This window comes from Micrococcus sp. EWR3.9.1 (genome assembly GCF_052615555.1).
The window spans coordinates 117,264-140,061 of sequence record NZ_JBQXFD010000005.1 but is presented as its reverse complement, the minus strand read 5'-3'; the positions used below and the strand labels follow the sequence as shown (position 1 = coordinate 140,061).

General features: G+C 74.1%; 21 protein-coding genes. 9 read left to right on the top strand and 12 right to left on the bottom strand.

Annotated features, from left to right (window positions below; all coding sequences use genetic code 11):
* Nucleotides 1–6 precede the first annotated feature (6 nt).
* Nucleotides 7–1,473, top strand: coding sequence for a serine hydrolase domain-containing protein (locus tag ACUJ8O_RS05170; RefSeq protein ID WP_445373208.1), 1,467 nt, complete (start codon nt 7–9; stop codon nt 1,471–1,473).
* Between the two features lie 24 nt (nt 1,474–1,497).
* Here the strand turns inward: ACUJ8O_RS05170 and arfB are convergent, their stop codons facing one another.
* The 3 genes from arfB to ACUJ8O_RS05155 all read right to left on the bottom strand — a co-directional run bounded on the left by arfB (nt 1,498) and on the right by ACUJ8O_RS05155 (nt 5,271).
* Nucleotides 1,498–1,953: an alternative ribosome rescue aminoacyl-tRNA hydrolase ArfB gene (gene arfB, locus ACUJ8O_RS05165; protein ID WP_036316421.1), complete on the bottom strand. Its 456-nt coding sequence runs from the start codon at nt 1,951–1,953 to the stop codon at nt 1,498–1,500.
* Nucleotides 1,946–3,391: an MFS transporter gene (locus ACUJ8O_RS05160; protein WP_445373207.1), complete on the bottom strand. Its 1,446-nt coding sequence runs from the start codon at nt 3,389–3,391 to the stop codon at nt 1,946–1,948. Before ACUJ8O_RS05160 ends, arfB begins: the two co-directional genes overlap by 8 nt.
* A 137-nt stretch (nt 3,392–3,528) precedes the next feature.
* On the bottom strand, nt 3,529–5,271 hold the full coding sequence (locus ACUJ8O_RS05155; protein ID WP_445373206.1) for a bifunctional 3'-5' exonuclease/DNA polymerase: 1,743 nt from the start codon (nt 5,269–5,271) through the stop codon (nt 3,529–3,531).
* A gap of 139 nt (nt 5,272–5,410) precedes the next feature.
* On the opposite strand from ACUJ8O_RS05155, the gene ACUJ8O_RS05150 reads away from it, so the two are divergent.
* On the top strand, nt 5,411–6,892 hold the full coding sequence (locus tag ACUJ8O_RS05150; RefSeq protein ID WP_095347484.1) for a sugar porter family MFS transporter: 1,482 nt from the start codon (nt 5,411–5,413) through the stop codon (nt 6,890–6,892).
* Nucleotides 6,893–6,965: 73 nt separating this feature from the next.
* On the opposite strand, the gene ACUJ8O_RS05145 is transcribed toward ACUJ8O_RS05150, so the two are convergent.
* On the bottom strand, nt 6,966–8,267 hold the full coding sequence (locus ACUJ8O_RS05145; RefSeq protein WP_036316429.1) for a dicarboxylate/amino acid:cation symporter: 1,302 nt from the start codon (nt 8,265–8,267) through the stop codon (nt 6,966–6,968).
* 228 nt (nt 8,268–8,495) lie between these two features.
* Here ACUJ8O_RS05145 and ACUJ8O_RS05140 point away from each other — a divergent pair, with 228 nt between their 5' ends.
* The 4 genes from ACUJ8O_RS05140 to ACUJ8O_RS05125 are packed head-to-tail and all read left to right on the top strand — an operon-like array spanning nt 8,496 to nt 11,894.
* Nucleotides 8,496–9,137, top strand: coding sequence for an ABC transporter permease (locus ACUJ8O_RS05140; protein ID WP_002855197.1), 642 nt, complete (start codon nt 8,496–8,498; stop codon nt 9,135–9,137).
* A complete protein-coding gene (locus tag ACUJ8O_RS05135) occupies nt 9,134–10,141 on the top strand; it encodes an ABC transporter ATP-binding protein (protein ID WP_036316431.1) in 1,008 nt (335 codons plus the stop codon). Before ACUJ8O_RS05140 ends, ACUJ8O_RS05135 begins: the two co-directional genes overlap by 4 nt.
* A complete protein-coding gene (locus tag ACUJ8O_RS05130; RefSeq protein ID WP_036316433.1) occupies nt 10,138–10,890 on the top strand; it encodes an ABC transporter permease in 753 nt (250 codons plus the stop codon). The genes ACUJ8O_RS05135 and ACUJ8O_RS05130 overlap by 4 nt, the downstream gene beginning before the upstream one ends.
* Nucleotides 10,887–11,894: a glycine betaine ABC transporter substrate-binding protein gene (locus ACUJ8O_RS05125; RefSeq protein ID WP_036316435.1), complete on the top strand. Its 1,008-nt coding sequence runs from the start codon at nt 10,887–10,889 to the stop codon at nt 11,892–11,894. The genes ACUJ8O_RS05130 and ACUJ8O_RS05125 overlap by 4 nt, the downstream gene beginning before the upstream one ends.
* 73 nt (nt 11,895–11,967) lie before the next feature.
* Here the strand turns inward: ACUJ8O_RS05125 and ACUJ8O_RS05120 are convergent, their stop codons facing one another.
* The 5 genes from ACUJ8O_RS05120 to ACUJ8O_RS05100 all read right to left on the bottom strand — a co-directional run bounded on the left by ACUJ8O_RS05120 (nt 11,968) and on the right by ACUJ8O_RS05100 (nt 17,892).
* Nucleotides 11,968–13,605, bottom strand: coding sequence for an alkaline phosphatase D family protein (locus ACUJ8O_RS05120; RefSeq protein WP_127445837.1), 1,638 nt, complete (start codon nt 13,603–13,605; stop codon nt 11,968–11,970).
* 109 nt (nt 13,606–13,714) lie between these two features.
* Nucleotides 13,715–14,887 (bottom strand): cysteine desulfurase family protein, encoded by a 1,173-nt coding sequence (locus ACUJ8O_RS05115; RefSeq protein ID WP_445373205.1) that lies wholly within the window; start codon nt 14,885–14,887, stop codon nt 13,715–13,717.
* On the bottom strand, nt 14,884–15,804 hold the full coding sequence (gene nadC, locus ACUJ8O_RS05110; RefSeq protein ID WP_445373204.1) for a carboxylating nicotinate-nucleotide diphosphorylase: 921 nt from the start codon (nt 15,802–15,804) through the stop codon (nt 14,884–14,886). Before nadC ends, ACUJ8O_RS05115 begins: the two co-directional genes overlap by 4 nt.
* A complete protein-coding gene (nadA, locus tag ACUJ8O_RS05105; RefSeq protein WP_192593483.1) occupies nt 15,801–17,129 on the bottom strand; it encodes a quinolinate synthase NadA in 1,329 nt (442 codons plus the stop codon). Before nadA ends, nadC begins: the two co-directional genes overlap by 4 nt.
* A 28-nt stretch (nt 17,130–17,157) precedes the next feature.
* Nucleotides 17,158–17,892, bottom strand: coding sequence for an NUDIX hydrolase (locus ACUJ8O_RS05100; protein WP_073117454.1), 735 nt, complete (start codon nt 17,890–17,892; stop codon nt 17,158–17,160).
* Between the two features lie 128 nt (nt 17,893–18,020).
* Between ACUJ8O_RS05100 and ACUJ8O_RS05095 the strand changes: the two genes are divergently transcribed.
* Nucleotides 18,021–18,854, top strand: a complete 834-nt coding sequence (locus ACUJ8O_RS05095; RefSeq protein ID WP_060973545.1) for an alpha/beta fold hydrolase — start codon at nt 18,021–18,023, stop codon at nt 18,852–18,854.
* Between the two features lie 151 nt (nt 18,855–19,005).
* Here the strand turns inward: ACUJ8O_RS05095 and ACUJ8O_RS05090 are convergent, their stop codons facing one another.
* Both ACUJ8O_RS05090 and ACUJ8O_RS05085 read right to left on the bottom strand, forming a co-directional pair.
* Nucleotides 19,006–19,953, bottom strand: a complete 948-nt coding sequence (locus tag ACUJ8O_RS05090; RefSeq protein ID WP_158184362.1) for a DUF808 domain-containing protein — start codon at nt 19,951–19,953, stop codon at nt 19,006–19,008.
* Nucleotides 19,954–20,098: 145 nt separating this feature from the next.
* The gene (locus ACUJ8O_RS05085; RefSeq protein WP_158184363.1) at nt 20,099–20,617 is read right to left on the bottom strand and encodes a ferritin; all 519 of its coding nucleotides are present in this window, start codon (nt 20,615–20,617) and stop codon (nt 20,099–20,101) included.
* A 130-nt stretch (nt 20,618–20,747) separates the two neighbouring features.
* Between ACUJ8O_RS05085 and ACUJ8O_RS05080 the strand changes: the two genes are divergently transcribed.
* A complete protein-coding gene (locus ACUJ8O_RS05080; protein WP_236649693.1) occupies nt 20,748–21,287 on the top strand; it encodes a PACE efflux transporter in 540 nt (179 codons plus the stop codon).
* A gap of 24 nt (nt 21,288–21,311) precedes the next feature.
* On the opposite strand, the gene ACUJ8O_RS05075 is transcribed toward ACUJ8O_RS05080, so the two are convergent.
* On the bottom strand, nt 21,312–22,214 hold the full coding sequence (locus ACUJ8O_RS05075) for a patatin-like phospholipase family protein (protein ID WP_158184364.1): 903 nt from the start codon (nt 22,212–22,214) through the stop codon (nt 21,312–21,314).
* Nucleotides 22,215–22,295: 81 nt separating this feature from the next.
* Between ACUJ8O_RS05075 and tpx the strand changes: the two genes are divergently transcribed.
* Nucleotides 22,296–22,796: a thiol peroxidase gene (gene tpx / locus ACUJ8O_RS05070; RefSeq protein ID WP_158183877.1), complete on the top strand. Its 501-nt coding sequence runs from the start codon at nt 22,296–22,298 to the stop codon at nt 22,794–22,796.
* The last annotated feature ends 2 nt before the right edge of the window (nt 22,797–22,798 follow it).

The window sequence follows — 22,798 nt, the reverse complement described above, 5'->3', positions numbered from 1 at the left end:
CCTCTCGTGACCCAGACCACCCCCGCCCCGCCGCCCGCTCCGTCCCTCGACCGCCTCCGGGAGGCGGCCCCGTACCTGTCCCGGTGGCTGGCCACCCAGGTGGAGACGCGGCACGTGCCCGGTGCCCAGGTGGCCGTGCGGCTCGGCGACGAGCTGGTGCTCTCCGCCGCGTTCGGGGTGGCCGACGAGGCCACCGGGGCGGAGCTGACCACCGGCCACCTGTTCCGCGTGGCCAGCCATTCCAAGACCTTCACGGCCGTCGCCGTGCTGCGTCTGGTCGCCGCCGGTCGTCTGCGCCTGGACGACACCGTGGCCGGACGACTGCCCGACTGTGCCGACACGCCGCTGGCCCGGGTCACCGTCCGCGAGCTGCTCTCGCACACCTCCGGCGCCATCCGCGACGGGGTGGACGCGGACCACTGGCAGCTCGACGGCCCCTTCCCGGACGCCGACGCCCTGCGCGCGATCGTCCGGGAGCACGGCGCCACCTACGCCCCGCAGGAGCGGTTCAAGTATTCGAACATCGGGTACGGCCTGCTCGGGGCGATCATCGAGGCAGTCACGGGCCGCGGCTACGCCGAGCACGTCACGGAGGACATCCTCGTCCCGCTCGGCCTCACCGACACCCGCCCCGAGATCGACGACGACGCGGCGGGCCGGGCCGTCGTCGGCCACACCCGGGCCCACGGCCGTGGGCGTCGGGTGAGCGTGGCACCGACCGCCACCGGCGCGCTGGCCGCGGCCACCGGCTTCGTCTCCACGGCGGAGGAGCTCAGCCGCTTCTTCTCCGCTCTCGCACTGGATCGGCGTGAGCTGCTGGACGAGCACGCGCTGCGCCTGATGCACCGGGCCGAGGCCTCCTTCCCGCGGGGGACCGGGACCGGCACCTACGGGCTCGGCCTGATCGGGATCAGCGTGGGCGGACGACGGCTCGTGGGCCACTCCGGCGGCTTCCCCGGGCAGATCACCCGGACCCTGGTGGACCCGGTGACCGGCCTGACCGTCAGCGTGCTCACCAACGCCGTGGACGGTCCGGCGGACGCGCTCGCGGTGGGCCTCGTCGAGCTCATCGATCTGCTCGCCCATGACGCCGCCGACGGGCAGGCGCTGCCCGCCGGCGTCACGACCGACGACCTCGACCGGCTGACCGGCCGCTACGTCTCCCTGTGGGGCGAGACGGACGTGATTCGCGCCGGTGAGCGCCTCGTGCTGATCGACCCCGGCACGCCCGGCCCCCGCGATGGGATGCACGAGCTGCGAGCGCTGGACGCCACCACGTTCCTGCCCGAGGACGAGGATGGCTTCGGCGCGTCGGGGGAGCGCATCCCGTTCGACCTCGGCGACGACGGCCGGGTGGTGAGGATACGCGTGTCCGGGGTGAGCAGCTGGCCCGAAGAGGACTACCTCGCCCGGCGTGGCGACGCGTGGGGTCACCGCTCGGCCGCCGGCCGTGGGGTGACCGGGCGGGACTGAGCCGCCGCCTGCGGGCGGGCGGCCTCAGTCGAGGCCGGGGCGGCGGCGCGTGCGCTTCACCTCGGAGCGACGGCGTTTGGCCTCCAGGCGGCGCCGCCGGGAGCCGCGCGTCGGCGTCGTGGCCCGCCGCGGCGTCGGCGGGGCCAGGGCCTCGCGCAGCAGCGCCGCGAGCCGCTCGCGGGCGGCCACCCGGTTGCGCCACTGGGCCCGGTGCTCCGCCACGCTGACGGTGAGGACCGTCCCGGCCAGCCGGGGCGCCAGCCGCGCGAGGACGCGGGCGCGCTGGACGTCGTCGAGGGCGGAGGTGGCCGCCAGGTCCAGGCTGAGCTGGACCCGCGAGTCCGCCGTGTTCACGCCCTGACCGCCCGGGCCGGAGGCGTGGGAGAAGCGTTCGACGAGTTCGCCCGCGGGGATGATCAGCCCGCGGGGTGCGCCGGGGCCGGGGGTGACGCGCACGTCGCCGGGGCGGGGCTCAGCCACGGGGGGCCGCCGTCCGTGGTCCGCGCAGGTCCGCGAGTGCGACGAGGAGCGCGAGGGCCATGCACCCGGCCACCAGCGCGAAGGCGGCCATGAACGCCCCGTCCCAGTCGGCACTGGAGGCGACGCCCAGGAACACCCCCACGATCACGGCGGTGCCGACGGCCGTGCCGACGCGCTGGCCGGTCTGCAGGACGCCGCCGGCCGTGCCGGAGTGCCGCGGCGGGACCTCGGCCAGGCTGAGGGTCTGGTTGGGGGAGACCACCAGCCCCTGCCCGGCACCCAAGATGGCGAGGGTGAGCAGCAGCCACCACGGACTCAGGCCGAACTCCCGGTTGGCCCACGCCACCCCGATGGAGCCCACGACGGCGAGCAGCGCCAGCGCGATGCCGAGGACGACGATCTTCCGGCCCGTGCGCAGCACCACGCGCCCGGCCACGGTGGACATCACGCTCGACATGACCGCCGAAGGCAGGCCGATGAGCGCGGCGTGCAGCGCCGGGTAGCCCAGCCCGTTCTGCATGAACATGGCGATCACGACGAACATGCTGGTCGAGCCGGTGAAGTAGATGGCGATCAGCAGGGCGCCGCACGCGAAGCTGCGGGTCTGGAACAGGCGCAGGTCCACCATCGGGGCGCGGCCCCGTCGTGCGTAGCGGGCCTCCCACCGCGTCCAGAGGGCGGCCAGGCCGATGCCGACGGGCACGAGCACGAACCGCCACGGCCCGAGCCCCCGGTCCAGGAACGGGAGCATGACGGCCACGAGGGCGCCGGCCAGCAGGACGACGCCGACCGGGTCCAGGTCCGGACGCCGCGCCCGCTCGGGGACGGTGCGCGGCAGCCACTGGCGGGCCACGATCAGGGCGCCGAGGGCGATGGGCACGTTCACCAGAAAGGTCGCGCGCCAGCCGAGGTCGCCGCCGAGCCACGCGATGAGCCCGCCGCTGAGCAGCGGCCCCACCGCCACGGACACCCCGACGACGGCACCGAGCGCCCCGAACGCCCGGGCGCGGGAGGTGCCGGAGAACTCGCTTTGGATGAAGCCGGTGACCTGCGGGTTGAGCAGGCCCGCGCCCACGCCCATGACCAGGCGCGCGAGCACGAGCAGGACGCCCGTGGGCGCCAGGCCGGACAGGAGCGCACCGAGCGCGAACACGCCGAGGCCCACCATGAACAGCCGGCGTCGTCCGAAGAGGTCACCCGCCCGGCCCGCCGGCACGAGCACCATGCCGAACACGAGGGTGTAGCCGGAGATGGCCCACTGCAGCTCCGCGTCACTGGCGTCCAGGCCCCGCTGCAGGGCGGGCAGGGCCACGTTGATGCTGGACACGGCCAGCAGGGACATGAAGATCGGGATGAGGAGCACCGCGAGGATGCGCTGCTGGTGCGGGGTGAAGACCGAGGACGCGGCGCCGTCGGACGGACGCGGGGCGACGGGCATGCGGTCTCCTTCACAAGGGTGTCTCGGGCGCTCTCCAGGATCGGCCCTCGTCCCGCATCGTGCCAGGTCCGAGGGTCCTCGGCCCGGTGCGGCGCACGGAGGCCATGACCGCGACCGTCGCCCTGCCGCCCCGTCGCTCACTTCGCGTCCGCGTACGACCCCACGCTGGAGACGGTGAGCGGGAAGTCCACGGGGGCGGGACCGAACAGCAGGCGGCCGGCGGCGCTCGCGGACTCCGCCACGACCGTCCGCACGGCCTCGACCTCCGTGGCCGGGCCGTGCAGGACGACCTCGTCGTGGACGAAGAACACGAGTTCCGTGCGCATGCCGGCCGAGCGCAGTCGACGGCGGATCTCGCCCATCCAGCACAGCGCCCACTCGGCCGCGGTGCCCTGCACCACGAAGTTCCGGGTGAAGCGGCCCTGGGAGCGCCGCCGTCGCCGGGCCGCGGACTCGGCGGCCTGGGTGCCGACGTCGGACACGGACTCCTGCCACTTCCGCCCCGGCGCGGGGGACCAGCGGCCCAGCCACGTGGACACCTGGCCGCCTCCCTCGCCGACGGAGGCCGCCCGCTCGAGCAGGCCGATCGCTCGGGGGTAGAGCCGGCGCAGGTGCGGCATGAGCGCCGCGGAGTCGCCCGTCGTCGAGCCGTACATCGCACCCAGCAGGGCGATCTTCGCGCGCCCGCGGTCGGCCAGCGCGGTGCCGGCCGCCCGGCCCTGCTCCGCCACCTCCCGGTACAGGTCGGGCGTGGTCCCGGCACGGGCCAGCGCCTCGTCGGCGGCCATCGCGGCGAGGATGCGCGGCTCCACCTGGGAGGCGTCGGCCACGGTCAGCGTCCACCCGGGGTCTGCGCGGACGGCGTCGCGCACCCCGGCCGGGACCTGCATGGCCCCACCGCCGTGGGCGGCCCACCGCCCGGTCACCACGCCGCCGACCAGGTAGGCGGCGTGGAACCGGCCGTCGTCGCCGATCCACTGGTCCAGCCAGTGCCAGCCGTTGGCCGTCCACAGCCGGGCCAGGGCCTTGTACTCCAGCAGCGGCGCGAGCAGCGCGGCCCGCGCCTCGCGTTCCGCGCCGCCGGCGTCGATCCAGTGCTTCAGGTCCCACTGCCGCGTGGACTCCACGGCCACGCCCGTCGTCTGCAGCGCCCGCAGCAGGCTGGGCTGCGAGTCGGGGCTCAGCCCGGGGGAGCCCAGGACGTCGGCGATGCGTTCGGCCAGGGCCTGCAGGCGGGCGGGACGCTCGCCCGGTGCAGGCCGGGGGCCGAGCTGCTCGGCGAGGAGCGCCTCGTGCACGCCCCGGTCCCACGGCAGACCCGCCGCCCGGATCTCTGCGGCCACGAGTGCGCCCTGCGACTCCGCCGCCGCGAGCAGCCGCAGCCGGTGCGGGTGGGCCGAGCCCTCGACGGCCGCCCGCTGCGCGGCCAGCTCCGCCGCGAGCACGGTGACGTCCGGAGCGGGGCCGGCCTCGTCCGGCAGGTCGAAGAAGGACTCCTGACCGGCGGGCACCCGCGCCGGGCGCTCGGGCTCCGCCGGGTCGGCGACCTCGAGCTGCGCCACGGGCGTGTAACGCACCCCGCTGCCCGGCGCCGTTGCCGCGTGCCGCAGGATCCGCTGGACGAGGGCCAGGTCCCAGCACCGATCCACCCGCACCCCCGCCACCAGCCAGGCGGCGTACTCCGTCCCGACGTCGGCGAGCACCCAGCGGACCGTGCTCGGGTCCACGCCCAGGCGGGCGGGCAGACCGGCCACGAGCCCGGCCACGGACCCGGCGGCGCAGGATCCCAGGGGAGAGGCGCCGTCGCCTTCCCCGTCCAGGGCCCACCAGGCGCCGGGGCTGCCGACGGAGGCGGGGGCGGGGCCCAGGACGACGAACATGGCCCTCATTCTGCCCCGCCGCCTCACCGTGGGCGGGGCGAGGGGCTGTGCGACTTGCACGCTCGCTGAGCGGAGAACACACTGTGCGGACGCACCGGCGCGCAGCGGGCCGTCGGGCGCCACCCAGAGAGGACCCACCATGACAGCGACCCGGTCCGGCGGCGCCGCGACGTCTCGCCTCAACGCCAAGGTGGTCGGCATCTCGGTCGCCGCCGCGCTCGGCGGCTTCCTGTTCGGCTTCGACACCTCGGTCATCAACGGTGCCGTGGACGCCCTCGCCGGGGAGTTCGGCCTCGGCGCCGGTCTCACGGGCTTCGCCGTCTCCTCGGCGCTGATCGGCTGCGCTCTCGGCGCCTGGTTCGCCGGGCCGATCGCCAACCGCCGCGGCCGCGTGCCCGTGATGGTAATCGCCGCGATCCTGTTCCTGGTCTCCGCCATCGGCTCGGGTCTGGCGTTCGGCGTGGTCGACCTGATCTTCTGGCGCATGGTCGGCGGCCTGGGCGTGGGCGCCGCGTCCGTGATCGCTCCGGCGTACATCGCGGAGGTCAGCCCGGCCCATGTGCGCGGTCGCCTCGGCTCGCTCCAGCAGCTGGCGATCGTCCTGGGCATCTTCGCCGCGCTCCTCACGGACGCGCTCTTCGCGACGATGGCCGGGGGAGCGGCGCAGCCGTTCTGGCTCGGCGTCGACGCCTGGCGCTGGATGTTCCTGGCCGAGGCCGTCCCGGCGGTGCTGTACGGCCTGTTCGCCCTGAAGCTGCCGGAGTCCCCGCGCTACCTGGTCGCCCGCGGCCGCACGGACGAGGCGGCCGAGGTCCTGCACGAGTTCACCGGTGTGGACCGGGTGAACCTGATGATCGAGGACATCCGGCGCTCGCTGGACTCGGAGCGCCGCGAGTCGCTGGCGGACCTGCGTGGACCGGCGGCGGGCCTGCAGCCGATCGTGTGGATCGGCATCCTGCTCTCCGTCTTCCAGCAGGCCGTGGGCATCAACGTGATCTTCTACTACTCCACCACCCTGTGGCGCTCGGTGGGCTTCGGGGAGTCGGACGCCCTCACGGTCACCGTGATCACCTCGGTCACGAACATCGCCGTCACCCTCATCGCGATCGCCCTGGTGGACCGCGTCGGCCGTCGCCCCATGCTGATCGCCGGCTCCGCCGGCATGACGGTCAGCCTCGGCCTGATGGCACTGGCCTTCTCCTTCGCGCAGACCGGCGGCGCCGAGTCCGTCTCCCTGCCGCAGCCGTGGTCCACGGTGGCGCTGGTGGCCGCGAACGCCTTCGTGGTGTTCTTCGGCGCCACCTGGGGTCCGCTGGTCTGGGTGCTGCTGGGCGAGATGTTCCCGAACCGCATCCGCGCCGGCGCGCTCGCCGTGGCCGCCGCCGCGCAGTGGGCGGCGAACTTCACCGTCTCCACCACGTTCCCGTGGTTGGCGGACATCGGCCTGACCCTCGCCTACGGTCTGTACGCGGTCATGGCGGCGCTGTCCCTGGCCTTCGTGGCGGCCTTCGTCCCCGAGACCAAGGGCAAGACGCTCGAGGAGATGAGCGACGTCGTCGTGCGCTCCCCGGGGCAGCGGCGCGCGGTGCGCGCCGAGGCGGAGCGGGATCTGCGCGGCTGACACCGCCCGTCCCGACGACGGCCCCCTCCCTGAGCTGCAGACAGGGAGGGGGCCGTGGTGTGTGCGGGGCGGGTCAGCCGGCGTCGGCGCCGGTCGCGGCCCCCTCGTCGTCGAGGCGCTCCAGGCCCTCGTCCTCGGAGTCCTCGATGAGACGGTCTCCGGCGATCTTGTCGACGATCATCGCGATGGCGGCGTCGCCGGTCACGTTGGTGGCGGTGCCGAAGGAGTCGATGGCGATGTACGTGGCGACCATGAGCGCGACCTGCGGCTCGGTGAAGCCGAGCATCGAGGTCAGCAGGCCCGAGGCCGCCACGATCGCGCCGCCGGGCACGCCGGGCGCCGCGACCATGGTGACGCCCAGCATGAAGATGAAGCCCACGAACACCGGGACGTCGATCGACTGGCCCGAGAGGAACAGCACCGCGATGGAGAACGAGACGATCTTCACGGTGGAGCCGGCCAGGTGGATCGTCGCGCACAGCGGCACGACGAACGAGGCGATCGGCCGGCGCACGCCGAGCAGCAGGGTCTGGCGCAGGGTCACCGGGATGGTCGCCGCCGAGGACGAGGTGCCCAGGGCCGTCGCGTAGGCCGGCAGCATCGTCTTCAGTGCCGTGAACGGGTTGCGGCCCGCGATCGCGCCCGCGACGACGTACTGGAGGAGCAGCAGCACCACGGTGAGGCCGAAGACCAGCAGGATCACGCCGAGGAACGTGGTGATGACCTTGAAGACCTCGCCGGCGGCGGTCATGTTCAGGAACACGCCGAAGATGTAGACGGGCAGCAGCGGCACGATCAGGCCCATGACGACCCGCTCGATGATCGATCGCAGCTGGTCGAAGCTCTCGTGCAGGGCGCCGCGCGGCAGCATCGTCAGGCCGATGCCGAGCACGAACGCGAGCAGCAGGGCCGTCATCACGCCGAAGGGCGGGTCCATCTGCACCTCGAACAGCGGGCCGAGCAGCGCGTCCTCAGGGTTGGCCATCCCCTCGAAGGACCCGGGCGTGAGGATCAGCGGGAAGACGAGCAGGCAGACCAGCAGGGCGCCGAAGCCGCCGACCAGGGTGGAGCCGTAGGCGATGCCGCCGGTCAGGGCCAGCAGCTTCCCCGCGCCCCGGCCGATGTCGCCGATCGCGGGGGCGACGAGCGCCAGGATCAGCACCGGGACGATGAAACCCAGGAAGTTCGAGAACAGCCCGTTGAAGGTGGCGAAGGCCTGCACGAGCCAGGTCGGCGCGACCAGGCCGACGAGGACGCCGGCCACGATCGCGACGAGGATGCGGGGCAGCAGGCCGACGCGGCGGCGGGGCACGGCGACGGCGCCCCCGGAGTCGGGGCCGGACGCGTCGAGGGCATCGGAGTGGGAGCGAGACATGGCCGACACGCTAGCGGAGGCCGTCCTGCCCGTCGCCCGGTCGGTAGGCCATCCTTGGCGGTGCCGGTGACCCCCTTCGTGGCGCAGAACACAGGGAGCGCCACCATCTCGGGGAGCGTGCAAGAGCACGCCCGACCCACCCGGACCGAAGGAGACGACGATGACGGTCCTGCCCCGCCCCGCAGACGCCCGGGCCGCCCAGGGGTGCGCTGCCGGCGTGGAGGCCGCATGAGCGAGTTCCTCGCCTCACGCTGGCCCGACATCCTCTTCCGGGCGTGGCAGCACGGGTGGCTCGTGCTGCAGGCGCTGGCCATCGCCACCGTGCTCGCCATCGCGCTGGCCGTGATCGCCACGCGGATCAAGGCCCTGACCCCGATCGCGAACGCCTTCACGGCCGTCGGGCTGACCCTGCCCTCCTTCGCGCTCATCGGCGTCCTGATCCCCCTGGTGGGCATCGGGACCGTCCCCGCCGTCGTGGTGGTGGTCTTCTATGCCCTGCTGCCCATCCTCCGCAACGCGCTCGTGGGTCTGCGCGGCGTGGACCCGGAGGTGCTGGAGGCCGCCCGGGGGATGGGCATGGGGCCGGTGGCGCTGTTCACCCGGGTGCGTCTCCCGCTGGCCTGGCCCGTGATCCTCACCGGCATCCGGGTCGCGGGCCAGCTCGGCATGGGCGTGGCCGCGGTCGCGGCCTACGTCCTGGGGCCCGGACTGGGCTCGTACATCTTCACGGGGCTGGTCTCCCTGGGCGGCGCCAACGCGTTGAACTACGCCCTCGTGGGCACCCTCGGCATCGTCGTCGTCGCCCTCGTCCTGGACGGGCTGCTCGTGCTGCTCGGCCGGCTCACCATCTCGAAGGGACTGCGCGCATGAGCACCGACCGTGACGCCGGGGCCGAGATCCGTCTCGAGTCCCTGACGAAGCTCTATCCGGGGCAGGACCGTCCCGCCGTGGACGCCCTGGACCTCATCATCCCCGCGGGGGAGACCGTGGTGTTCGTCGGCCCGTCCGGCTGCGGCAAGACCACCTCGCTGAAGATGATCAACCGCCTCATCGAGCCCACCTCCGGGCGGATCCTGATCGGCGGGGAGGACATCACACGCCGTGACCCCACCCGGCTGCGCCGTCAGATCGGCTACGTCGTGCAGGGCGGCGGGATGATGCCCCACCTGTCCGTCGCCGAGAACGTCGGCCTGGTGCCGCGCCTGCTCAAGTGGGACCGCCGGCGCATCGCCGACCGTGTGGACGAGCTGCTCGAGCTCGTCGGCCTGGACCCGGCGATCTACCGAGACCGTTTCCCGCGCGAGCTGTCCGGCGGACAGCAGCAGCGCGTCGGCGTGGCGCGGGGCCTCGCGGCGGATCCACCCGTGCTGCTCATGGACGAGCCCTTCGGCGCCGTGGACCCCCTCACCCGCCAGCGCCTGCAGCAGGAGATGCTCGACATCCAGGCCAGGGTGGGCAAGACCATCGTGATGGTCACCCACGACGTGGACGAGGCCGTGCTCCTGGGCGACCGGATCCTGGTGCTCGAACCCGGCGCGCACGTGGCCCAGTACGCCACCCCCGAAGAGGTCCTGGCGCGGCCGGCCACCGAGTTCGTGGCCGACTTCGTGGGGTCGGGGGCGGGGCTCAAACGGCTGGGGCTGCGGTCGGTCGACTCGCTGCCGCTGCGCCCGATCGCACCGCACCCGACGGGCACGCTGCCGGGCGAGCCCGTGCTCGACGCGGCCACCCCGATCAGCGAGGCCCTCGCCGCGCTGGTCATGGCCCCGACGGAGGAGATCGCCGTGGTCCGTGATGGCACGGTCATCGGTCTGCTCGACTATCCGACACTGCGCGCGCACGCCCGCGCCGGCGACGAGCAGGCTCGGCCATGATCGCCCGGCTGCGTGCGGCCTCCGCCGAGGACCGCCTGCTCCTGATCGGCCTGCCGCTGCTCGTGGCCGCCCTGCTGATCGGGTGGACCGTCTGGGTGCGCGGAGCCGCCCTCGACGACGTCGAGGCCCGGCTGCTGACCTGGCCCACCGTCCTGCGCCTCACCGCCGAGCACCTGGCCCTCGTCGGCGTGTCCACCGTTCTGGTCGTGGCGACGGCCGTCCCGCTCGGCGTGCTGCTGAGCCGCCCCGCCGCCCGGCGGTTCACCCCCGTCGCCATGGGGCTGGCCAATGCCGGCCAGGCCGCTCCCGTGATCGGTGTGATCGTCCTGCTCGCCATGGCGTGGGGGTTCGGCTTCCGGGTCGCCGTCCTGGCCCTGTCCCTCTACGCGTTCCTGCCCGTGCTGGCCAACACCCTGGCCGGGCTGCGGGGCGTCGACCCCACCGTCGTCGAGGCGGCCCGCGGCATGGGCATGTCACCGCTGCAGACCCTGCTCCGGGTGGAGCTGCCCTTGGCCCTGCCCGTGATCATGGCGGGTCTGCGGACCGCCCTGGTGCTGCTGGTGGGCACCGGGGCGTTCGCGACGTTCATCGACGCCGGCGGCCTCGGCCTGCTCATCCAGACCGGGATCGTCCTGTTCCGTTTCCCGCTGCTCGTCTCGGGGGCGATCCTCGTGGCCGCCCTCGCCCTGATGATCGAGTGGATCGGCCGCCTCGTCGAGACGCTGGCCACCCCGAGGGGGCTCGCATGACCACCTCGCGCGCGACCATCCCATCCCGCCGCCGCGGCCGGACCCCCGCTCGTGCCGCGCTCGCCGCGCTCGGCCTGGCGGCCTCCCTGGTCCTGTCCGGGTGCGGGCTGAGCACCGCCGGCGGCTACCTGCCCTCGGGCACGCCCGCCGGCGACGTCGCCGGGATCGACCTCGAGGGCGCCCACGTGGCGGTGGGGTCCAAGAACTTCAACGAGGGCGTCGTGCTCGGCAAGATCACCGCGATCCTGCTGCGCTCCGCGGGTGCCGACGTCGAGGATCTGACCAACATGCCGGGTTCGCTCAGTGCGCGCCAGGCCCAGGTCGCAGGCGTCGTGGACGTCGAGTGGGACTACACGGGGACCGCCTGGATCACGTACCTGGGCCACACCGATCCGATCCCGGACGCCCAGGCGCAGTGGGCCGCGGTCCGGGACGAGGACGCGCAACAGGGCCTGGTGTGGCTGCCGCCGGCCGAACTCGACAACACCTACACCTTCTCCGTGCGCCAGGACCGGGCGGAGGAGCTCGGCCTGGAGACACTCGCGGACATCAAGGACCTCCCCACGGAGGACCAGTCCTTCTGCGTGAGCGCCGAATTCGCCGCCCGCAACGACGGATTCCTGCCCATGCTCGAGGCCTACGGGATCGAACGGCCCACCGGATCCCGGCTGCGCCAGATGGACATCGGGGCGGTGTTCGCCGCGGTGGCGGACGGGACGTGCACCTTCGGGGAGGCGTACGCCACGGACGGGCGGATCGCCGCGCTGGACCTGACGACCCTGCAGGACCCGCTGAGCTTCTTCCCGAAGTACAACGCGGCCCCCATCGTGCGCGAGGAGGTCCTGGCCGAGCACCCCGAGATCGCCGACCTGCTGGCGCCCGTGACCGCGCGCCTGGACAACGCGACGGCCGCGCGCCTGAACGCCCGGGTGGACGTCGACGGCGAGGAGCCCACCCAGGTCGCGTGGGACTGGCTCCGCGAGGAGGGCCTGATCACCGACTGACGGTCCGCCGACGCCGCCGACACCGCGGGGGACGCCCCGCTGGGGAGCGTCACCCGCCGCGCGGCACGGCGGATCAGGCCGCCGTCAGCGTGCGCGAGTACACCGTCCGGCCGGCGGCGTTGATCAGACGCACCCGGAACTCGCGGCCGTCCTCGGGGATCTCGACGTGGCCGAAGTACTGGTGCTCGCCGGAGCGCGGCGAGCCCATGACCGGCCCGTGCGCCTCGAAGTCCAGGCGAGGGCCGAAGGTGCCGTCCAGTGTGTTCGGGCCGAACGATCCGGCGTTGATGGGGCCGGCCACGAACTCCCAGAACGGCTCGAAGTCGGTGAACGCCGCGCGGTCGGGGGAGTAGTGGTGCGCCGCGCAGTAGTGGACGTCGCCGGTGAGGAACACGACGTTCTTCACGCCGTGGTCCTTGATCGCCTTCAGGAGGCGGGCGATCTCCAGTTCGCGGCTCAGCGGGGCGCCGTCGTCGCCGTTGGACAGGGACTCCTGCCCCGTGCCGTCGGGGACGATCAGGCCCAGCGGCAGGTCGTTGGCGATGACCTTCCACGTGGCGGTCGACGCGCGCAGCCCGCGGATGAGCCACTGCAGCTGCTCCTCGCCCAGGATCGGGGTCTCGTGGGTCTCGAGCCCCGGGGTGTTCTCGCCCTTGTGGGTGCGCATGTCCAGGGCGAACACGTCGAGCGTCGCGCCGCGGGGGATCCTGCGGTAGATGCGGGCGGGCTCGAAGCCGGAGCCGCGGCGCAGGGCCGTGGAGTCGGCGATCGGCATGTACTCCTGCCACGCGCGGCGGGCGCGGGCGGCCAGTGTGTCCACGTCACGGACCTGGGTGTAGCGCGGGTCTTCGAGGACCTCGCCCGGCCACCAGTTGTTGGTCGTCTCGTGGTCGTCCCACTGGGCGATGACGGGGACGTCCGTGTACAGGGCGCGGAGGTTGTCGTCCATCATGTTGTAGCGGTGGCGGCCGCGGAACTCGTTCAGCGTCTCGGCGACCTTGGACGTCTCCTCCGTGACGAGGTTGCGCCAGGTGGGCTCGCCGGCCACCTCGAGGGTCTCCGGGATGGGGTTGTCCGCGTAGATCGTGTCGCCGGAGTGCAGGAAGAAGTCGGGCTGCGTGGCGTGCATCGCCGCGTAGCCGCGCATGCCGCCGATCTCCGGGTTGATGCCGTAGCCCTGCCCCGCGGTGTCCGCGGTCCACACGAAGGACTGGGCGGCGGAGGTCTTCCGGCCGAACCGCGCGCCGGGCGCCGTCGTGAAGCGGGCCACGGCCGACTCGCCCAGGCGGCCGGCCTCGTCCTCGAACGCGTACGTCACCTCGAAGCGGGTGCCGGAGGGCAGCGTGTCCGCGAGGATCTTCGCCGTGTGGTCGGTGGCCCCGTCGACCCAGCCGGAGCGCAGGGTCAGCCCGCGAGAGAAGCGGCCGCGCAGCGCCTTCCCGTCCTCGTCGACCGCGCGCAGCGTGGCGTGCAGGCGCGAACGGCCGGACGAGCGCGCCCACAGCACGGCCGAGTTCGAGGTGACATCGCCGGTGGCGACGCCGGACGGCAGCGTCAGACGGGACGCGACCAGGCCACCGGGGGTGTGGCGAGCCGGACGGGCGGCGGCGGGGCCGGCGAGGGCGGCGGGGGCGAGTACGGCGGCGGACGCCGCGGCGAGCACCGAACGGCGGGAGGCGGAGTGGGACAGGGGTGCGGTGGTCTGCTTCACGGGGCCAGGGTGGGGCACGCAGGCGAGGGACATGTGGCCTCGGGCTGACCCTCGGGTGAACTTCCGACGCCGGCCCCGGCGGCATCGGGGTCGACCGGCCCGGGGCCGCTCAGCGCAGGGCGGCGACCGTCCGGACGGCGTCGACGATCGCGTCCGCCGCGGCGTCGAGCAGCGGGGCGTCGGCGTCCGGGCCGAACGTGCAGCGCAGGGCCGTGCGGGCCTCGTCCTCGCTGAGGCCCAGCGCGAGCAGGGCCGGGGACGGCTCGGCGTCGTGGGCCGAGCACGCGGACCCCGCCGAGGCCAGCACGCCCCGGCGGGCCGCCTCCTCCAGCACCGACTCGCCGTTCACGCCGGGCAGCACGAACGAGGCGTGACGCGGCAGCCGCCGCGCGGGATGGCCGGTCAGCCGCGCGTCGGGCACGAGCCCCCGGACGCCGTCGAGCACGCGCGCCGCGAACCGGTCCCGCAGCTCGGCCCACGCGTCCGCGGCCGCGGCGCGCTCCGCCTCGGCCTCCTCGAAGGCCGCTGCGAACCCGGCCGCGCCGGCCACGTTCTGCGTCCCGGACCGTCGGCCCCGCTCCTGGCCACCACCGGGCACGAGCGGTTCCAGGGTGTGGCCCGGGCGCACCCACAGCGCGCCGACCCCCTTGGGCCCGCCCACCTTGTGCCCGGACAGCGCCACGAGATCCGCCCCGAGGGCGCGCACGTCCACCGGGATCTGCCCCGCGGCCTGCACCGCGTCCACGTGCAGCGGCACGCCCGCCTCCCGGGCGACGGCGGCCAGCTCGGCCACCGGCTGCACCGTGCCCACCTCGTTGTGGGCCAGGTGCACGCTGACCAGCGCGGTGTCCGGGCGCAGGCGGGCGGCGAGGTCGTCCGCCGAGGTCAGGCCGTCACGGTCCAGCGCGAGGTGCTCGACCTCGACGCCGTGCAGCCGGGCCAGCTGGTCACAGGACTGCCGCACCGCGCTGTGCTCGATCCCCGTGGTCAGCACGTGGCCCGCCGGGCGTCCGGCGAGGATCCGGGCGCGCACCGTGCCGAGCACGGCGAGCGCGTCGGCCTCCGTGCCGCCTGAGGTGAACACGACCTGCCCGGCCCGGGCGCCGATCGCGCGGGCCACCCGCGCGCGGGCGTCCTCGAGCAGGGCCGCCGCCGCCCGGCCGGCCTCGTGCGCCGAGGACGGGTTGCCGTAGACGCCGGTGAGGGCGGGCCACATCGCCTCCAGCGCGCTGCGCCGGACGGGCGCGGTGGCCGCGTGGTCCAGGTCGAGGGTGGTGCTCATCGGCGCGGCGAGCCCTCCTCGACCACGGCGTCCAGGCCCAGGTCCAGGGACCGGACGGTATGGGTCAGCGCACCCACCGAGATCACGTCCACACCCGTGGCCGCGATCGCCCCGATCGTCTCCAGGCTCACCCCGCCGGAGGCCTCGACGACGGCGCGGCCCGCCACGAGCTCGACGCCGGCCCGCAGCTCGGCCGGCGAGAAGTTGTCCAGCATGATCGTGCCGACCCCGGCGGCGAGCACCGCCGGGATCTGCTCGAGCCGGTCGACCTCCACCTCCACGTGGGTGGTGTGCGGCAGGCGTGCCATCCCGGCGCGCAGGGCCGCGGTGAGGGCCTCACCCGGGTCGCCGGCGCCGCCGAACCCCAGCGCGGCCAGGTGGTTGTCCTTGAGCATCACGGCATCCGAGAGGCTGAAGCGGTGGTTGTGCCCGCCTCCGTCCCGCACCGCCTGCCGCTCGAGCACGCGCAGACCCGGGGTGGTCTTGCGGGTGTCCACCACCCGCGCGTGCCCGCCGCCGGCGCGCACGGCGGCGACGTGGGCGGCCGTCGTCGTGGCGATCCCGGACAGGCGCTGGACGAGGTTCAGCGCCACGCGTTCGGCCCGCAGCACCGAGCGGGCGGGGCCCGCGACCTCGGCGACGACGGCGCCGGGGGACAGGTCGGCGCCGTCGGCCAGGTGCAGGGTGACGGACACGGCCGGGTCGACGAGCCGGAAGGCGGCCTCGAGGGCGTTCGTGCCGGAGAGCACCCCGGCCTCGCGGGCCACCACACGCGCGGTGATCCGGGCCTGCTCCGGGACGAAGGTCTCCGAGGAGACGTCGCCCCAGGGCGCGTCCTCGGCGAGCGCCGCGGCCACGATCCGCTCCACGTCCGGTGGCGGGGCCGGTGCCGCCGGGGCGCGGTCGGCCGGGGTCACGTCCCGGCCCCGGCGGACTGCGCGGCCGACTGCTTCGGCGCGACGGCCAGCATCCGCTCGAGAGCGGTGCGGGCCGGGTCGGCGACGGACGCGGGCACGGTGATCCGGTTGACCACGCGGCCGGCCACGAGCTCCTCGAGCACCCACGCGAGGTAGCCGGGGTGGATGCGGTACATCGTGGAGCACGGGCAGATCACGGGATCGAGACAGAAGATCGTGTGCTCGGGGTGCTGGGCGGCCAGGCGCTGCACGAGGTTGATCTCGGTGCCGATCGCGAAGGTCGAGCCGGCCGGCGCCGCCTGGATGGCCTTGACGATGAAGTCGGTGGACCCGGAGGAGTCCGCGGCCTCCACCACGGGCAGGGGGCACTCGGGGTGCACGATCACCTGCACGTCCGGGTGCTCGGCGCGGGCCTGCTCGATCTGCGCGACCGTGAAGCGGCGGTGCACCGAGCAGAAGCCGTGCCACAGCAGGACCTTCGCGTCCCGCAGGGCGTCCTCGGAGTTCCCGCCCAGCGGCAGGCGGGGATTCCACGTCGGCATCTGCTCGAGTGGGATCCCCCTGGCGCGGCCCGTGTTCCGGCCCAGGTGCTGGTCCGGGAAGAACAGGACGCGCTGGGCACGCTCGAACGCCCAGTCCAGCACGGCCGAGGCGTTGGAGGACGTGCACACGATGCCGCCGCGCTCGCCGACGAAGCCCTTGAGGGCCGCGGAGGAGTTCATGTAGGTCACGGGCAGCAGGGGCACGCGCCCGTCGTCGTCCGGCTCGGTGCCGTAGACCGCCTCGAGCTGCTCCCACGCGTCCTCGACCGAGTCCAGGTCGGCCATGTCCGCCATGGAGCAGCCGGCGGCGAGGTTGGGCAGGATGACGGCCTGGTCCGGGGTGGAGAGCAGGTCCGCGGTCTCCGCCATGAAGTGCACGCCGCAGAACACGATCGCCTCCGCCTCGGGCCGGCCCTGGGAGGCGCGCGCGAGCTGGAAGGAGTCGCCCACGAAGTCGGCGTGCTGGACGACCTCGTCGCGCTGGTAGAAGTGGCCCAGCACGACGACGCGGTCGCCGAGCGTCTGCCGCGCCGCGCTGATCCGGGCGTGGAGCTCCTCGTCCGAGGCCCGCTGGTACTCCTCGGGGATGCGGCCCTGCACGGGGGCGTCGGCCGGGACGGCGTCGTCCTGCGATGCGCCGGGGCCGTAGGCGGGCAGGCCGGCGTCGAACGCCCAGGGGCCGCGGGTCAGGTCGGGGGAGCACGAGGAGCCGCGCGCGGCGTCCTTGTCGATCAGGGTCAGGGTGCGGGCCACCGAGGCGGTGGTCCCGGTCGGGGTGGTCATGGGTGACTCCTGGGTCGGGGCTGGTGGGTCAGCGGCGGGCGTCCGGCCCGGCGGGATCGGGGTCGGTCCCGGGCCCGGCGGGCCGGTACCGGTAGAGCTTGGGCGGGCGGTGCGGGGTGCCGCCGCGGACCTCGCCGGTCTCCTCGAGGGTCCCGGCGGCGAGGGTGGCGCGGCGGAAGTTGGCGGCGTCGAGGCCGCGGCCGAGGACGGCCTCGTGCACGGCGCGCAGCTCGGCGAGGGTGAAGGAGGGCCCCAGCAGCGCGTGCCCGACGCCGGCTCGCGGCAGGTCCGCGCGCAGGCGCGCCACGGCCGCCGCCAGGATCTGCGCGTGGTCGAACGCCAGCGCGGGCGGCGCGTCGGCCCGGTGCCAGCGCACATGGACCCCGATGGGCAGCCCGGCCACGTCCGGGTCCGGGCTGGACGCCGGGGCGGCGCCGTCGTCGTCCAGGGCGGGGCTGAGCGCCCAGTGGGCCACCGTGAGGACGCGTCCGGTGGGGGAACGGTCCACGGCGCCGAACGCCGCCAGCTGCTCGAGGCGACGGACGGGACCGGGCACGCACTCGGCGGCCACGCGTGCGGCGACGTCGGCCAGCTCCTCGTCCGCGCCGAGCCACGCGCCCGGCAGCGCCCACCGGTCCAGGAACGGCTCGCGCATCCGCGGGACGAGGGCGACACAGAGGCGGGGCACGCCGTGCGGGTCCGGGCGCACGCCGAAGACGGCCGTGGACACGGCCACGCTGACGCGGGCCTCAGCGACCGGCATGGGACCTCCCGGGGCGGACTGGCGGGGCTGTTCTGGTCAGTATGACACTGTTCGCGCCCATCTCAGAGGGTCGAGATGACTGTAAGGCGGGGGAGGTGCCGACGCGTTCCCGCGCTAGCCTGAGTCGGGTGAACACGACCGCCGCCTCCGCCCCGTCCGACGCCCCCCTGGCCTCCACCCGCATCGGGGAGGGCCCGCGCCGCGTCGCGTTCCTGCACGGCCTCATGGGCCGGGGCCGGAACTTCACCGGCCCGGCCAAGGAGCTGGGCGACGACTTCACGGTGGAGCTGATCGATCTGCCGGACCACGGCGCCTCGCCCTGGACGGACCGGGTGGACTACCGCGAGATCGCGGACCGGGTGGCCGCCCACCTGCGCGCCGGCCTCGCCGCCGACGGGCCGGTCCACCTGCTGGGCCACTCGATGGGCGGCAAGGTCGCGATGGTGCTCGCCCTGCGGCACCCGGAGCTCGTGGACCGGCTGATCGTGGAGGACATCTCCCCGCGGCTCTCACCGCAGGCCACGGACGAGTTCGTGCACCTGCTGGGCACCATGCTGCGCATGGACCTGGACGCGTACGACTCGCGGGCCGAGGCCGACGCGGCCATGGCCGAGCACGTCCACGACGCGCGGGTGCGCGGCTTCCTGCTGCAGAACCTGCGGCGCACGGCCGGCCACTTCGCGTGGCAGCCCAACGTGGCCATGCTCTTCGAGCACCTGCGGGAGATCGGCTCGTTCCCGGACCCGGTGGTCCCCGAGGATCCGGAGCGCGTGTTCGACCATCCGGTCCTGTGGCTGGCCGGCGCCGAGTCGGACTACGTCCAGGATGAGGACGTGCCGCGGATGAAGGAGCTGTTCCCGCGCGTCGTGCGCGTGACCGTCCGTGACGCCGGCCACTGGCTGCACGCCGACCAGCCCGAGGCCTTCGTCTCCGCGGTGCGCACCTTCCTCACCGCCGACTGACGGGGCCCGTCGGGAGACGGAGACAGCGCCGAGGCCCGCAGACGCGCCGCCACGTTCCGTGCGTAGCGGCGCGTCTGCGGGCCTCAGCGTCGGGCGCGGGTGGGGGCCTCAGCGTCGGGCGCGGGTGGGGGCGGACCCGTCGCCCGCCGCATCAGTGGGCGGGCGCGGCCTTCTTCCCGCGCAGGCGTCCGACGAGCAGGACCACCCCGAGCGCGACCGAGCCCCAGAGCAGGCCCCACACGGCCGACGTCGCGGTCTCCGTGAGCCAGCCGAGGAACGCGCCGGCGGCGTGCGTGACGGGCTCGACGATCCCGTGCTGCACGGCGTAGGGCCACGGCACGCCCAGCGCGTCCAGCTCCACGAGGGCGATGTGGCCGCCCACCCAGAGCATCGCCACGGTGCCGACGACGGTCACCACGCGCAGCACGTGCGGCATGGCCTTGACCAGCCCGGCGCCGAACGAGCGGCCGCCGGAGGTGGAGGCGTTCTGGTGCAGGTGCAGGCCGACGTCGTCCATCTTCACGATCAGCCCCACCACCCCGTACACGCCCGCGGTGATGACGACGGCCACCACCGCCAGGATCGCCGCCTTCATCCAGAAGCCCAGGTCGGCCACCTCGTTCATGGAGATGACCATGATCTCCAGGGACAGGATGAAGTCCGTGGTGATGGCCCCGCGCACCACGGTGTCCTCGGCCTCCGGACCCCGCTCGACGGCGGGCTCCTCGTCGTCGGCATGCCCGTGGCCGGCGAGCTTGCCCCACACCTTGTGCGCGCCCTCATAGGACAGGTAGGTGCCGCCGGCCAGCAGCAGCCACGGCAGGATCCAGGGGGCGAGCCAGTCGAGCAGCAGCAGCGCGGGAAGGATGAACACGAGCTTGTTGCGCAGGGAGCCCTTGGTGATCCGCCAGATCATCGGCAGCTCGCGGGCCGCGGCCGCGCCGGCCATGTACTGCGGGGTCACCGCGGCGTCGTCGACCACCACGCCCGCCGCCTTGGCCGCGGCGCGTCCCGCTCCGGCGGCCACGTCGTCCACGCTCGCGGCGGCGAGGCGGGCGAGGGCGGCGACGTCGTCGAGCAGGGCTACGAGTCCGACCATGGTTCCTCCTGGGGTGGGGCCGACGGGCGCGCCGGTGCGCGGGCAGGGCGCAGGTCGAGCATAGCGGCGGGGACGGACACGCACCGGCCCGGTCCCGTGGGGGACCGGGCCGGTGCGTGCGCGGCCGACGAGGCCGCCGGTGGGCTCAGGCGTCGTTCTCGGTGGTCTCCACGGGGCGGGAGCCCAGACGGCCGTCGATGCGGAGCAGGCCCGAGCCGTCGTCGCCCACGAGCTCGAGCTGGCCCACGATCTCGGAGACGGTGGACTCCTCCTCGATCTGCTCGTCCAGGAACCAGTTCAGCAGCGGGCGCGAGTTGAGGTCGCCCGCGGACTCGGTGGCCCGGTACAGCTCCCGGATCGCCTCGGAGACCTTCTGCTCGTGCGCGAGCGCGGACCGGAAGATCTCCAGGGCCGACAGGCCGGCCTGCACGGGCGGGGCCGGGATGGCACCGATCGTCGGAAAGCTGTCCCGGTCGGCGACGTGGTCGATGAACTTGTTCGCGTGGACGATCTCCTCGTCCGCCTGGTGCCGCAGCCACGCGGCCATCCCGGACAGGTCCAGGTCGTCGGCGGCGATCGCGAGCTGGCGGTAGACCATGGACGCCTCGAACTCGAGGGTGATCTGGTCGTTGAACTTCTGCAGCAGGTCATCGGTGAGCTTCATGCCTCGAACTCTAGGCAGGCGACCGGGGCGCGGTGAAGGCGCGCCCGCCCCGTCATCGGGGCACGACGACGGCGGGCGGCCGGTCCCGCCGGATTCGGCGCCCCGCGGCCCCGGCCCTAGGCTGGGCGCCGTGTCCGAGACCCACCACGCCCGCCCGGGCGTCGACCCCGCGTCGACGCCGCCCTCCGACGTGCCGCGGGGCCCGGGAGGCCGGGACGCGCTCGTGCGCCGCCGCGTGTTCCGGACGCCCCTGCTGCGCCGCGTGGTCTACGCGGTGGTCTTCGAGCTGCTCGCCATCCTCTTCACCACCGTGATCCTGGCGGCGCTCGGCAACGGCGGCGGGCCCTCACTCGCCGTGGCGGTGGTGTCCTCGACCGTGGCCCTGCTGTGGAACATCGTGTTCAACTCGGTGTTCGAGACCCTCGAACGCCGCCTCGGGATCACGGGCCGGCCCTGGTGGGTGCGCGTGGCCCACGCCGTCGGCTTCGAGGGCGGGCTGATCGTGTTCCTCGTGCCCGCGGTGGCGCTGATCCTCGGCATCGGGCTGGGGGAGGCGTTCCTCATCGAGGCCGGCCTGCTCGTGTTCTTCCTCGTCTACGCCGCGGTGTACGCCTACGCGTTCGACTCGGTGTTCGGCCTGCCGGACTCGGCCGCCCGCGCCGAGGCCTGACCCGCCGATCGGATCAGGCGCGGCTCAACGGGACGTCGGCAGCCCCAGGAACGCGCGGATCGCGGGCATCTCGCGGCGCACCTGGTCCAGGCCGAGCTCGTGGGCGGCGGCCAGCTTGGCCACGGACCGCTCGCCGTTGGCGATGGGCATGGTCTCGGGCACGAACAGATAGGCCCGTCCCTGCCGCTCCATCTCGAACAGGCGCTCGCGGGTCGCGTTGTACCGGCGCCAGCGCGTGAGCAGCGCGTCCGCGACGGCGGGGTAGCGCCGGAAGGTGCGCTGGTAGAACGAGGGGAACCGTTCGGGCCGTTTCACGTACCCGCGCTCCCGCGTCAGGACCACGAGGACCTTCTCGAACCCCGCGTCCTCCGCCGCGGTCAGCGGGATCCCGCCGTCCACGCCGAGGGCGCCGTCCACGAACACCGTGCCCTCGGCATGCACCGGGGGCATGAGGACCGGCATCGTGGACGACGCGCGGACGCGGACCATCAGGTCGGTCAAGGTGGTCATGTCGGAGCGGTCCCACCAGCGGGTCTCGCCGCTCGCAGCGTCGAACCCGCCCAGGACGAGCCGGGCGGGGTTCGCGCGGAACGTGGCGAAGTCGTAGGGCAGGTCCGCCTCGGGCAGGCCGGCGTGCTCGTAGATGTACTCGGCGTTGAACAGGCCCTTGCCGCGCAGGAAGCTCAGCCAGTTGCCGAACCGAGGATCGTCGGCGAAGTCCACGAACGAGCGCCGCGCGCGGGCCGGGTCGCGGGACAGGTAGTTCACGGCGTTGGACGAGCCCGCCGAGATGCCGGCCACGAAGTCCACGTGGATCCGCTCGCGCAGCAGCTCCGCCACCACGGCCGAGGTGAGCGCGGCGCGCATCCCCCCGCCCTCGAACAGCAGCGCCGTGTCGGTGACGTTGGACGTCATGGGCTCGGTCATGGTCGGTACCTCCGTGTTCGCCGTCCGCCGAGCCGGGCGCGGAGTGCTCCCGTCCGGCCGCGCCCATCCTAGGCTGTCCCCATGGCGACGACCCACATGAAGAGCACCCCCGTCCACACCGTCGGTGAGCTGCCCCCGGTGGGTTCCCCCGCCCCCGACTTCACCCTCACCGGGGCGGACCTGTCCCCGGTGACCCTGCGGGAGCTGCGCGGCCGCCGCGTGATCCTGAACATCTTCCCGTCCCTGGACACGGGCGTGTGCGCCGCCTCCGTCCGCGAGTTCGACTCCCGCGTCGCGGACCTCGGGGACACCACCGTCGTGGCCGTGTCCGCGGACCTGCCGTTCGCCGCCGCACGCTTCTGCTCGGTCGAGGGCATCGACCACGTCCGCAGCGGCTCCGTGTTCCGTTCGTCCTTCGGCGACGACTACGGCGTGCGCATGACCGACGGTCCTCTCGAGGGCCTGCTGGCCCGCGCCGTCGTCGTGGTCGATGCCGACGGCGTGGTCCGTCATGCCCAGCTCGTTCCCGAGATCTCCGAGGAGCCGGACTACGAGGCCGCCCTGGCGGCCGCCCGGGGCTGAGC

What these genes read in the sequence shown, in the direction of transcription:
- ACUJ8O_RS05160 (WP_445373207.1), bottom strand. Translation starts at nt 3,391, where the DNA reads ATGCCCGTCGCCCCGCGTCCGTCCGACGGCGCCGCGTCCTCGGTCTTC.
- ACUJ8O_RS05155 (WP_445373206.1), bottom strand. Translation starts at nt 5,271, where the DNA reads ATGTTCGTCGTCCTGGGCCCCGCCCCCGCCTCCGTCGGCAGCCCCGGC.
- ACUJ8O_RS05150 (WP_095347484.1), top strand. Translation starts at nt 5,411, where the DNA reads ATGACAGCGACCCGGTCCGGCGGCGCCGCGACGTCTCGCCTCAACGCC.
- ACUJ8O_RS05145 (WP_036316429.1), bottom strand. Translation starts at nt 8,267, where the DNA reads ATGTCTCGCTCCCACTCCGATGCCCTCGACGCGTCCGGCCCCGACTCC.
- ACUJ8O_RS05140 (WP_002855197.1), top strand. Translation starts at nt 8,496, where the DNA reads ATGAGCGAGTTCCTCGCCTCACGCTGGCCCGACATCCTCTTCCGGGCG.
- ACUJ8O_RS05135 (WP_036316431.1), top strand. Translation starts at nt 9,134, where the DNA reads ATGAGCACCGACCGTGACGCCGGGGCCGAGATCCGTCTCGAGTCCCTG.
- ACUJ8O_RS05130 (WP_036316433.1), top strand. Translation starts at nt 10,138, where the DNA reads ATGATCGCCCGGCTGCGTGCGGCCTCCGCCGAGGACCGCCTGCTCCTG.
- ACUJ8O_RS05125 (WP_036316435.1), top strand. Translation starts at nt 10,887, where the DNA reads ATGACCACCTCGCGCGCGACCATCCCATCCCGCCGCCGCGGCCGGACC.
- ACUJ8O_RS05115 (WP_445373205.1), bottom strand. Translation starts at nt 14,887, where the DNA reads ATGAGCACCACCCTCGACCTGGACCACGCGGCCACCGCGCCCGTCCGG.
- nadA (WP_192593483.1), bottom strand. Translation starts at nt 17,129, where the DNA reads ATGACCACCCCGACCGGGACCACCGCCTCGGTGGCCCGCACCCTGACC.
- ACUJ8O_RS05100 (WP_073117454.1), bottom strand. Translation starts at nt 17,892, where the DNA reads ATGCCGGTCGCTGAGGCCCGCGTCAGCGTGGCCGTGTCCACGGCCGTC.
- ACUJ8O_RS05090 (WP_158184362.1), bottom strand. Translation starts at nt 19,953, where the DNA reads ATGGTCGGACTCGTAGCCCTGCTCGACGACGTCGCCGCCCTCGCCCGC.
- ACUJ8O_RS05085 (WP_158184363.1), bottom strand. Translation starts at nt 20,617, where the DNA reads ATGAAGCTCACCGATGACCTGCTGCAGAAGTTCAACGACCAGATCACC.
- ACUJ8O_RS05075 (WP_158184364.1), bottom strand. Translation starts at nt 22,214, where the DNA reads ATGACCGAGCCCATGACGTCCAACGTCACCGACACGGCGCTGCTGTTC.
- tpx (WP_158183877.1), top strand. Translation starts at nt 22,296, where the DNA reads ATGGCGACGACCCACATGAAGAGCACCCCCGTCCACACCGTCGGTGAG.